General features: G+C 40.9%; 8 protein-coding genes. All 8 read left to right on the forward strand.

Translation table 11 applies throughout. The features are described from left to right. Positions 1–3: 3 nt before the first annotated feature. The 8 genes from LC455_RS21425 (at position 4) to LC455_RS21460 (ending at position 12491) form a co-directional block, all read left to right on the forward strand. Entirely contained in the window at positions 4–1011 is a 1008-nt protein-coding gene (locus tag LC455_RS21425) for an alpha-ketoacid dehydrogenase subunit beta (protein WP_223593853.1), read from the forward strand. A 114-nt stretch (positions 1012–1125) separates the two neighbouring features. Next, complete coding sequence (locus tag LC455_RS21430) at positions 1126–2289, forward strand: dihydrolipoamide acetyltransferase family protein (protein WP_223593794.1); 1164 nt, start codon at positions 1126–1128, stop codon at positions 2287–2289. A gap of 67 nt (positions 2290–2356) precedes the next feature. Then, positions 2357–3403, forward strand: coding sequence for a zinc-dependent alcohol dehydrogenase (locus LC455_RS21435; protein ID WP_223593854.1), 1047 nt, complete (start codon positions 2357–2359; stop codon positions 3401–3403). Positions 3404–3527: 124 nt separating this feature from the next. Continuing rightward, positions 3528–5513: a sigma-54-dependent Fis family transcriptional regulator gene (locus tag LC455_RS31765; protein WP_223593796.1), complete on the forward strand. Its 1986-nt coding sequence runs from the start codon at positions 3528–3530 to the stop codon at positions 5511–5513. A gap of 338 nt (positions 5514–5851) precedes the next feature. Next, positions 5852–7225, forward strand: a complete 1374-nt coding sequence (locus LC455_RS21445; RefSeq protein ID WP_223593797.1) for an MFS transporter — start codon at positions 5852–5854, stop codon at positions 7223–7225. 91 nt (positions 7226–7316) lie between these two features. Continuing rightward, positions 7317–9413 carry a hydantoinase/oxoprolinase family protein gene (locus LC455_RS21450; protein WP_223593798.1) on the forward strand — a complete coding sequence of 699 codons (2097 nt, stop codon included), beginning with the start codon at positions 7317–7319 and terminating at the stop codon, positions 9411–9413. Positions 9414–9443: 30 nt separating this feature from the next. After that, a complete protein-coding gene (locus LC455_RS21455) occupies positions 9444–11597 on the forward strand; it encodes a hydantoinase B/oxoprolinase family protein (RefSeq protein ID WP_223593799.1) in 2154 nt (717 codons plus the stop codon). A gap of 84 nt (positions 11598–11681) precedes the next feature. Next, positions 11682–12491: a cyclase family protein gene (locus tag LC455_RS21460; protein WP_223593800.1), complete on the forward strand. Its 810-nt coding sequence runs from the start codon at positions 11682–11684 to the stop codon at positions 12489–12491. Positions 12492–12512 lie beyond the last annotated feature (21 nt).

Below are 12512 nucleotides of genomic sequence, written 5' to 3' on the forward strand. Positions count from 1 at the left end.
ATGATGACAACATTATCTGAAGGTAAAGTAAAAGTGAAAACACTTACAATGCGTCAAGCGATTAATGAAGCTCTTTCGGAAGAAATGGAACGCGACACTAGCACTATATTATTCGGGGAAGATGTAGGCAAGTTCGGCGGTGTGTTTGGCGTCACACAGGGACTTCATGAAAAATTCGGTCCAAGAGTCTTTGATACTCCAATTGCGGAGACTACGATTGTTGCTGCTGCTTTGGGGATGGCCATTACAGGGGGACTCCGCCCGATTCCGGAACTGCAATTTGGCGATTTTGTCGGCGTGGCCTTTGACGAGGTCTTCCATAAGCTTGGAAAATGGCGCTGGATGCATGGCGGTCAAATGGAAATTCCCGTTACTTTACGCTTGCCAGTAGGTATTGCTGGAGGTGCTGGACCAGAGCATTCACAAAGTCCGCAAGCCATTTTTATGCATGCACCTGGTTTACAAATTGTGGTACCTTCCACTCCATATGATGCAAAAGGCTTATTAAAAGCAGCGATCCGGGAAAATAATCCGGTCCTCTTCTTTGAACATAAAGTTTTATATGATGTAAAAGGCGAAGTACCTGAGGAAGAATATATCATTCCATTAGGTAAAGCGGATGTAAAACGAGAAGGAAGCGATGTTACTATTATTGCAACAGCCCTTCAGGTCCACACCGCTTTAAATGCAGCGAAAACCTTATCAGAACAAGGCGTAGAGGCTGAAGTCATTGACCCTCGTACCTTGGCACCGCTTGATATGGAAACCATTTTAGCTTCAGTCCGGAAGACAGGACGCGTCCTCATCGTACATGAAGAGCCAAAAACAGGCGGGTGTGGTGCAGAAATTGCAGCGCAAATTGCAGATGAAGCACTATTTGATCTGCAAGCCCCAATCAAAAGAATTGGAAGTCCAGACGTACCAATCGCTCAGAGCATTTACCTTGAACAGTTTTACAGACCTAGTGAACAGCAAATTCTCGATACAGTGAAGGAATTAATGGAATACTAGAAAAGTAGAAGGCATGTACCTAACCTACTAGGGTTAGGTACCATGCCATCATAGTTTCAGTGAAATTATTTTTTAGACATCGATTTTTTATTAAATCATAGAGGAGATGACGATATGTACGAGGTAAAAATGCCGCGCTTAGGCGTAACCATGCAGAACGGAACTGTATCAAATTGGATTTATGAGGAAGGCGATACAGTTGAAAAAGGTGATTATTTATTTGAATTAGAAACAGAAAAATCTACCTTGGAAATAGAGTCACAAACGTCAGGAGTTTTGAAAAAAATCATTATTCCAGAGGGTGAGGAAGTACCAGTAAATACGGTGATTGCCATCATCGCAGCTGAAGATGAAGAAGTTGATTTATCCGTTTACACAAAAAGCAACACTTCAAATGAAGAAGTGGCTGCGGCAGTCGAAGCACTACAGCCAGCTGTTGCGACAAAACAACCTGAAGTTCAAACCAGCAAGGGAGCAGTTTCACCTAAAGCCCGTAAGCTTGCAAAAGAACTTGGTGTAGCGGTTGAAAATCTGGTAGGAACAGGAAAAAACGGCTTGATCACCGAAGACAATGTCAGACAGGCGGCAAGTACAAATACTTCTATTAAAATTAAAGAGAAGATTGCTTTAAATAATATCAAACGGGCAATGTCAGAAAATATGCTCGAAAGCTGGAGAAATGTTCCTCAATTTACACAAATGGTATCCGTGAATATGGAAAAGGTTTTAAGTGCGAAAAAAGAATTAGAAGGCGTGTCCCTAAACGATATTCTTGTCAAAGCTGTTAGTAAGGCTGTTAAGACCAATCCAATTGTAAACAGCAGGCTGGAAGAAAATCAAATCGTTGTTTTTGATGAGGTCAATATTTCCGTTGCCGTAAATAGTCAGCATGGTTTAGTGGTTCCTGTTGTCAAAAATACAGAAAACAAATCAGTAGCGGAGATTGCTAAGGAAATAAGAAGTTTAGCGCAAAAGGCTGAACAGAACCAATTGACATTAAACGATTATTCAAATGGTACTATCACGGTCTCCAATCTTGGCAGTTTAGGAATTGAAACTGGCACACCGATTATTAATGCACCACAATCCACCCTGGTTTTTGCCGGTGCTATTCGAAAGACTCCAGTGGTGAATGAAAACAATGAAATCGTTGTGGAACCTATTATGACGCTTTCTATTTGTTATGACCACCGTTTTATTGATGGTGTTACGGGAGCAAAATTCACAAATGAAGTGAAGAATGTTTTAGAAAATCTAACAGCGGACGGATTACTGTAAGAGGAAACTCTTACAGTTTTCTTTCATCGTTATTGTTTGATTATAGGGGGTGCGGCCATTGAGCACGATGAAAGCAGCAGTTTATTATGGACCGCGGGATATAAGAGTTGAATCCATCGATATTCCTGAAGTTGGTGTGAATGATATCTTATTAAAGGTCAACGCATGCGGCATTTGCGGATCGGATGTTCACAGCTACGGAACAGGATTATATATCCAAAAGGGACAAATTATGGGACATGAATTTTCTGGGGAAGTTGTCAAGGTTGGCCAGAATGTAAAGGATATTCATGTGGGAGAAAGAGGTACAGGTTTTTATACAAAGTTTTGCGGCTCCTGTTATTGGTGCAGAAATAAACAATATGTCCTTTGCCCAAACCTATTTAAGGAATCAACAGGGTACGGTCTCCAGGGGGCGTTTGCTGAATATTTATTAATTCCTAATGCAAGGAAAAATATTTCCTTTTATCAGGTTCCTGATGACATGGATACGTTTACGGCAGCAACCATTGAGCCAGTGTCAGTTGCCGCTCATACGGTAGCTCAGTGTCAGCCAAATAAAGAGGATAAAGTAGTCATTATGGGGGCAGGATTAATCGGAAATGCTGTTATGCAAATTTTTAAAGCTTACGAAGTCGAGACACTTGTCGTTACAGAAATTTCGGAGCTTCGCCTAGATTTAGCCAAAAGATCTGGAGCTGACTACGTAATCCACGCCCTAAAAGAAAATGTAATGGAACGTGTCAAAGAACTGGTCGGTGTCGGACCCTATCACTTTAATGAAGGGGCAATGGCAGATATTGTCGTCGACGCTGCCGGAGCACCAACTGCTGTGGAACAGTCATTTGAAATGGTAAGAAGTGGCGGAACGATTGCCTTTGTGGGCCTTCCTGAAAAAAAAGCGGCCCTCGATATCACGAAAATTGTTCACAAAACACCGAGAATTATGGGCTGTTTAGGAGGAAATTTCGCGAAATCTATCGAATTACTAAAGAGTAATAGAGTAAAGACCAGAGATTTAGTTACACACGTCTATTCCATAGATTATGCCAAAGAAGCTTTCGAAACACAGATGAAACCCAAAGATTCAGTAAAAGTCATGATAGAATTTTAACCTTGATTTTTTTAAAATAGGATTCACCCAAAACAGGGGATCTAATGTGGGAGGAACTGTTGTTAGAAAGCTAATAATTGTTATATCTCAGTGTTTAGAACCTGCTTTTTGGAGAGTGATGAACGTGACTAATATTTACGAATATAAAACGCACTATCGTTCGACGGAGATAACTGATAGAGAAAGATTATTACAAAAAGCTTGGGCGGATTTCTTTAAGAAGGGAATCGTTCTTGACGGAATTCGTCCTCTTATTGTGACTTCTTGGAAACGTTCCCAAAACTATGGTTTGGTATCGAGTGTCATTCAAGCTCCGATCTGTTCTCCAAAGGTTATGATAAAAAAACAAGAAGAAAACAAAGAAATTTTAGCCTTGATCCGTCCCTTTATGGATGATTTGTTTGATATTGTAAAAGGAACAGACAGCCTCATTGCCTTTTCAGATAAAGACGGGGTCGTATTAGACCTATGCGGCGACAGTGAAATTGCCATCAATGCAGCTTCTGTGAACTTTACAATCGGGGCAAATATGAGTGAAAAATGGGCTGGAACGAATTCCATCGGGCTGGCAATGGAACATGGAAAAGCGGTTCAAGTAGTTGGTGCAGAACATTATAGTACCATTTGGCATACTTCCCATTGTTCTAGCGCTCCGATAAAAGACCCGTATACGGACGAAATGATCGGAGTCATTACTTTAATAGGATACGTAAGGTCCGCCCATCCTCATTCTCTTGGTCTTGTAAAAACAGCGGCTGATACCATCGCGAAGTTAATTGAGCGAAAAGGGATCAAAAAAGAAACCTATATGCTTAGTAATTTCTTTAGCGCAGCCATTGATACCATTTCTGATGGAATTATGATTGTTAACCGTTCTGGTGAAATTGTCCGGATCAATAAGATTGCCGCCCACTTGTTAAAAATCCCGGTAATGGAGAACATCAAATGGAAATTCAGTGATATCGAGCATTTAAGGCCCCTTTCCCGTTTTTTTGAGGAAGCCGTGAATGGGAATGAAGTCATCCTGCAGAATGAGATTAATCTGGTTAACGAGGAGAAGTATAAAATATTATTTACCTCGCGAAGAATTATGGTCGAAGGTGAGCATTTAGGCAACATTCTCATCTTAAAAAAGAAAAAACATAACAAGGAAATCACAAAGTTAACCGCAAAATATACCTTTTCATCATTAATTGGTGAAGATTCTGAGTTTAAGAGGGCCATAAAATTAGCGGCAAAAGCAGCGGGTACGGATAAAAGTGTCCTCATTATTGGTGAAAGTGGAACAGGAAAAGAACTTTTTGCTCAATCAATTCATAATGAAAGTACCAGGCAATCCGGCCCGTTTATTGCCATTAATACGGCGGCCTTTCCTAAGGATCTCATTGCCAGTGAGCTGTTCGGCTATGCGGAGGGTGCTTTTACAAATGCCGTGAAGGGCGGTAAAAAAGGAAAGTTTGAAGAAGCAAATGGAGGCACGATCTTTCTTGATGAAATTGGGGATATGCCTTTAGAATTGCAAGCACATTTACTTCGGGTTTTAGAGGAAAAAGAGGTAACACCTGTTGGTTCTAGTTTTTCAAAACCAATAGACATTCGCATCCTTGCGGCTACTAATAAAGATTTATTTAAATTAGTAAAAGAAAATAAATTTCGTTTGGATTTGTATTATCGCTTAAACGTCATTTCAATCAATATCCCATCCTTACAAAAACGCAAACAGGATATTGAATTATTGGCTAATTACTTTCTGCCTACAAAGACTTTAAGTCCCGGGATATTAAAGTATTTTTATGAATATGAGTGGCCTGGCAATCTAAGAGAAATGAAAAATGTAATGGAACAAATCGACATTTTTTGTGATGATTCCATCGTTACGGAAGAATATTTGCCTGATTATATAGCCCGGCAATTTGAGGATAAAAATTGGGGAGAAACTCTTTATCAGTCTGTCACCAATGATGCAAGAAGAGAAACGATGGTCATCGCGCTGAATAATAGCAAAAGTGTGGTAGAAGCTGCTAATAAACTAGGCGTGTCTTCAAGTACATTTTATCGATGGGCAAGTGACTATCAAATCAATATAAAAGATTACATAAAAAAACAATAAAATTCTACAGTTTAAAGAAAGTCCTATGAGCGGAAAAATTCCCAACTCATAAAGGACTTTCTTTTTTTTCGATATTTTTTTCTAAAAAACTACATTAAAACAGCAATTATAAGAATTTCCTAGTAAAATTCCCAAGAATAATAGAAAAATTATTCGAATTATTCAATAAAATACTGAAAATTAAGAACTAATAAGTTGGCATGAATATTGCATATTATTTTAGCGAAGAGATTAGTAGAACACATTTTAGCAAGATCATAACTCCAGCTGTAATTCTTGTCTAAGATGTAAGCGATTACTTTAAAAAGGAGGTGATTTTCAAAGGGGATTAGGAACTTTTGATAGGCGATAAACAATTTGATGAAAAGAGGGATAAAATGGCGGCAATTGTAGAAAGTGGACTTCCATTGAAAGGCTGGGGGAAAAGACATACCGTTTTCCTCGCAATCATTCTGACAAACTTTATTGTCTGGCTTGATGACGCAATTTTCGGAACATTAACTCCATACTGGGGCAAGGCCTTTGAATTATCAACACCCCAAATTGCATCGGTCTCTTCTGCCTATTTACTTGGCTATTTTCCATTTTTATTCATCGCAGGAATTTTAGCAGACCGAATCGGTGCCAAGCGGTTATTAGTTACTTGTTTACTAGGCTGCACCATCATCAGTGCCTCTACGATCTTTGTTAATGATTATTCGCAAATTTGGTGGAGAAATTTAATTTTTGGCATGTTTTTCGGACTCTTATGGGCACCTTGTAACCGAATATTAGCCATGTGGTTTCCAGCGAATGAAAGAGTTAGATACACTGCACTGTGGTTTAGTTCAACAATGGCAGCATTCGCATTAGCCGGACCAATCGGTCTTACAATCGCAGGTATTTTTACCTGGAAAGCCTCTTTCTTAACCGTTACGTTTCTAGGCCTTCCTATTCTTCTATTTTTTGCTATCGCTGTTAAGGATCGTCCAGAACATGATCAAAAAATTTCTAAGCAAGAACTGATGTTCATAAAGGCTGGTACTCCTACATCAGAATCACAAGATGACAAATTTGAATGGAGTCACTTAAAAGCGGCTTTAAAAAATCCAAGCGTTTATACGATGGCCATTGCTGCCGGGTTGGCAACCACACCTAACTGGCTTGCAACAACATGGGGCTCTACAGGCCTAATGAATGGATTTAAGGTTTCTCCTTCTACTGCAGGTGTAATTATTTCATTGATGTATGCAATACCTATGCTTCTTGGTTTTACAAATGGCTGGGTAGTAAATAAGCTTTGCAAAGGAAATACAAGGGCTGCGTTGGCAATCGGACCGGCCATTGGCGGCATCTCTTTTATTCTTGCCAGCTTTTTTGTACCGAACTATATCGTTTACTCATTATTAGTCTATGGCATTGCCGCTGTTAGTAATGTGTACTTCTGGGGCACCATAAACGTTTATTGGTCAGGGATTGCACGTCCGGAAGTTATTGGTACTTTAAACGGACTGGGATCCGCTTTACAAGTTGCCTTTGGTTACGAACTTGTAAGTCTTAGTGGCGGCTGGGTAGATAGCACAGCAACAGGAGCCGAAGCGTTTAGTAAAGTATGGTTAATTGGCGGTATTGTGTTCCTTGCAACCATCGTATTGATTTACCTATCAAAAGAAGTCGTGCTTGGCAAACAGCAAACTAGTGAACAGGACAAGAATGTTGGAAATGCAATGTAGGCAAAAATGGGATAGATAAGCAGAAACATAGTTTCTGTTTATCTTCTGCCATAGAGTTGTACACCTTACATATGGACCAAGGAGGAATACCATGGAAACCTTAGTGGAAAAAGAAACCAAGTATCATATAGGAATTGATATTGGCGGAACATTTACAGATTTAGTCCTATCTGATCATGAAGGGAATGTAAGCAGAGCAAAGGCACTGACGACACATGGCAGATATACGGATGGAATTATCAATGCATTAAAAAAAGCTTCGAAAAAAATAAACACGAACGTTGAAAATATTTTAAGTAAAACGGAGCTGTTTATAAACGGCACCACTATTGTCACCAATGCCATTGCTGAATTAAAAGGGGATGTCGTCGGGCTAATCGTTACAAAAGGTTTTAAGGACACAATGAGGATTGCGCGTTCAGCACGGACGAATGATTACAATATGCATACCCAAACAAACCTTCCGGAAATTGTTAATAGAAGTGCCATTGTTGAAGTAGATGAACGTGTCGATTCTACTGGTAACGTGTTGATAGAGTTAGATCTAGAACAGGTGAAAGAAAGAGTTAGATATTTAGTAGAAATAGAGAAGGTAGAATCATTTGCTGTCTGTTTACTTTGGTCATTTAAGAACCCGGCACATGAGCAGCAAATTAAAGCGATCGTTCAAGAAATGTACCCCGATAAATTTATTACGATCTCCAGTGAAATTTATCCTGTTGAACGGGAATACGAAAGAATGGTGACAACCGTTTTAAATTCATTCAGCGGTCAGGCGGTCGAAAAATATGTAAATGTATTAGAGGGGGAACTAAGAGAACGGGGATTGAATGTTCCAGTCGGCTTGATGCAGTCAATCGGCGGCGTTTTATCGGCGGATGAAGCGAAATACCAGGCGATTAATCTTATCAACTCAGGGCCGGTTGGCGGTGTCTTAGGGGCAAATAACCTGGGAAAACTGCTCGGGCTGAAGGATATTATTACAGCCGATATGGGTGGTACAAGCTTTGATACAGCGTTAATTAAAGATAATCAGCTCGGATTGGGACACCGTGCAGAACTCAACCGATTTATGACAGGTTTAAGTATGGTTGATATTACAGCTATAGGTGCCGGCGGCGGCAGTATTTGCTGGCTTGATGATCGTAATGCTCCGAGGGTTGGCCCTGAAAGTGCGGGATCATTTCCAGGACCAGCATGTTACGGGCAGGGGGGAGAAAATCCTGCGATAACAGATGTGGTAGTTGCGCTCGGTATGATCAACCCGGATTTATTTCTTGGCGGTGAAATGGAATTAAGCAAAGAAGCATCTGTTCAGGTGATAAAGAAAAAGATTGCCGATCCGCTAGGGTGGGATGTAAACCAGGCTGCTTCAGGATTGTATCGAATTGTCGTTAACTCCATGAGTAATGCAGCGCGCTCTGTTTCGATTGAAAAAGGATATGATCCGCGTGAATTTGCCGTTATCGCTTATGGCGGTGCCAGCCCGCTCTTTATTGCACCAATTTGTAAAAACCTAGGTATTAGTAAGGTTGTTATCCCTGCCAACTCCTCTGTGTTCTCAGCCTATGGTCTATTATGGTCTGATAACATTAGAAGTTTTGCTCAAACGGTGAACTGGAACGTCAATAAAGGGGAACCGGAAGGCATCAATACCCTATTAAACCGCTTGTCCGAACAAGCAAAGGATGCCTTATATTCCAATGGTTTTGCTGATGAGAATATTGAAATCATCAGAGAGGGAGATTTTAAATTTTCCGGCCAGGCATTTGAAATTACGATTCCTCTTCCTGAAGGAAATATTACAGCAGAAAATAAGCAAGAGATTATTACGACTTTTATTGAAACATATGAAAGATTATACGGTGAAGGAACAGCATGGGAAGGCTCCGATGTTATCATGTTAAATTGCCGCGTGACCGGTGTTGGCAAAACGGTTAAGCCAAAAATAAAGAGCAATCCGTCTGAAGGAAAAGGCCAGGTAACACCACATAAATTAAATGAAGTATTCCTGCCTGACCTAAATGAAGCGAGACAAATACCTACTTATGTCTCACAGGAAATCTCTGTTGGAGATTTGATCAATGGACCAGCTATTGTGGAAGCAGGCGATACAACGATTTATGTTCCTGAATATGCAAGCATCACCAAAGATGAATACCTGAATTATGTGATGGAAGTTAGATAATTAATTCTTTACTGGGAGGAGAATTCAATCATGCTAAAAACGAAGGATGAGATTACTTCGGCCAATTTGAATCATTTGGACTATGATCCGGTAACCGCTGAGGTTGTTCAAATGCGTTTGGTGAATATTGTCGGCGAAATGGCAACAACGCTAAAAAGAACATCTGGTTCACCGATTTTAACGGAAGCACAGGATTTTTGCACTGCTATCTTTGATGATAAAAATGAGCATATTGCATTCTCGGGTTATGTCATCACACATATTGGCTCTTCGGTAGAAGGTGTAAAAAGCATTACCAACTACTATGATTTGGATTCTATTAGACCAGGAGATCATTTTATCGTAAATGATCCACATACCGCTGGCGCCCTTCATCAAGGGGATGTGGCCATCATTAGCCCGCTATTCTACAACGACGAATTTATTGGGTGGGCTTTCTCCAACGCCCATATTGCCGATATCGGAGGGATGTCTCCAGGCGGCTGGGCACCGGTGGCACGCGACCTTTATTCAGAAGCATTAAGGTTTATTCCTACAAGGATTGTTAATGAAGGCAAATATAATTATGAGTTATTTAACTTAATCAGAAGCAATGTTCGTTTACCAGAACCGGTTGTGAATGATATTAAAAGTTTAATCGCAGCCAATAATGTCAGTCAGCGCCGGGTATCTGAGCTAATTGACCAAATCGGAATGGAAGAATATCGAAAATATTGCGACATCAACAAAGCACTTTCTGAAAAGACGATGCGTGATAAGATTTCAAAAATACCAAATGGTGTCTTTAAAACCGAAGATTGGGTTGAATACGATGGTCATGGAGACAACAAATTGGTACGAGTAGGCTGTACGCTAACGGTCAATGACACTTCCTTACATTTTGATTTTAGTGATACTGATCCGCAGTTAGATGCGTTTATCAATGCCGGTAAGGGAGTTATGCTCGGTATTGTACACGGTCTGATGATGATAGGTTTAGCCTATGACATTCCAATCAATGCCGGAATCCTGCGTCCAATTGACATTGAACTGGGGCAGCCGGGAACAGTGGTTAACCCGACCATTCCGGCACCTGTATCGTGCGGTCATATGGAAGGCGGACTGGCAGCAGGCCGTGCGCTATGGGAAGGGATGGTTCAAGCGCTGCAGAGAAGTGAGTACCAATCCATTAGAGAAAGAACTGCCGCATTAAGTCACTACTCTTGGCCTGGTAATAGCTGGGTAGGTCTTGATAAGGCCGGAAACTATACCGCCTTTGCGGTTTTAGATTGCGGAAGCGGCGGTTTGGGAGGACAATCTATCGGTGACGGATTAGATATCTCCTGTCATGAAGTCATGTTAGGAAACTCTATCCCGGATGTTGAAATAAATGAAGGTTTATATCCAATGTTATACCTGTGGCGAAACCTAAATTATGGATCAGGCGGCCACGGCTTTAACCGAGGCGGGCAAGGAATAGACATCGCCTGGGTTCCATATGGAACAGAAGAATTATCCGGAACGCTTGAAAATGCTATGGCCGAGGTACCGACTCGAGGTGTGCTGGGCGGTTATCCGGGGGCAACCAATTTGTACAAGGTGTATCGCGGTGCGGGCGCGTTGTCATTGATTAGTGAGAAAAATCGTATGCCTGAATTACAGGAGATTGGCAGTGAAGAACTCCTGCCTAATCATGCAACCAACATCAAACTGTCAGAAAACGATGTATTCCGTCAGGTAACCGGCGGCGGCGGCGGATACGGTGACCCATTATTTAGAGAAATAAATAAGGTGGTCAAGGATGTAGTAGATGGCTACATTTCCGTAGAAACAGCCAAAACCGTATATGGTGTCCTGTTTAGTTCGAAAGATCAGGCAGATGTTGAAGGGTCAAAGGCGCTGCGCTCAAAAATACTATCAGAACGCATCGGCAAACCAGTATCGTATTCCGAAAAAACGCATACCCATTTTGGGTTGAATTTGCAGGACCATGCTTTGACATGTGCATGCTGTCATGAACCAATCTCTTCTAGCAATGACGATTGGAGAGACATGGTTGTTAAGAAGGAATTCAACTTATCCGATAGATTAAATACCATTCATACCGAGATTCAGGAAAGAAAAGAAGCAGATTTAATGTTAGACGAGTTCTATTGCCCAAGCTGCGGCGCTCTTATTGAAACAGCTATTAGAAAAAAAGCCTGATCCATTAGAACTTCAAGAAACCATTTTTTACTAGCTTAAGATTTTACTAATAATATAAATGATAAAAAATTGGGAGGTTGTACAATGTTTACATTAACTAACAAAACCGTTGAAACTCTTGGAAAAATCCGTGAGGGGAAAATTTTCGATTTAGGAATGCCATTAAAAAACTTCATGCCACACGCACCGCTTCATCCACCGTTTCTTTTTGCTCAATGGGCAAAGCATGGAGATTACCAGAATGGATGCTGCTCACCTTCTAATGATCTTATTGTTATGGGAGGCCATGTGGGGACACATGTTGATGCACTAGGCCATATTGCAAAAGAAGGTAAAATTTACGGCGGTATTGATGCCCTAGAGGCACAGCATGGCCAAAATGGATTTTCCCGCGGGGGCGTTAATGAAATTCCTCCTGTCATTACGAGAGGTGTTTTATTAGATGTTGCGGGCTACTTAGGTGTTGCCCATATGGATGCAAATGAGCCAATTAATGCTGAACTCTTGCAAAAAACAGCAGAAAAACAAGGCGTTGAAGTTCAAAAGAATGACATCGTCCTTGTCCGTACCGGCTGGATTCAAAACTTTGATGATAATGATCTCTATACAGGACATCATAGCGGCTGCCCAGGAGTTGATTTAGATGGTGCCAAGTGGATTTCAGGTAAGGGCGCGCTCATGACAGGTGCTGATACACTGGCATACGAAGTATGGCCAAGTTCAGAGCTTCCAGTGCACACACATCTCCTAGCAGAATCCGGTATTCCAATTATGGAAATGGTGAATTTGGAAGAGTTGGCTGCAGAAAAAGTTTATGAGTTTACCTTTATTATGATTCCGTTAAATATTGTTGGAGGAACTGGCTCACCAATTCGTCCAATCGCTGTCGTTTAATTAATTGCATAAGTGAGGAGC

Source organism: Neobacillus bataviensis, assembly GCF_019969725.1.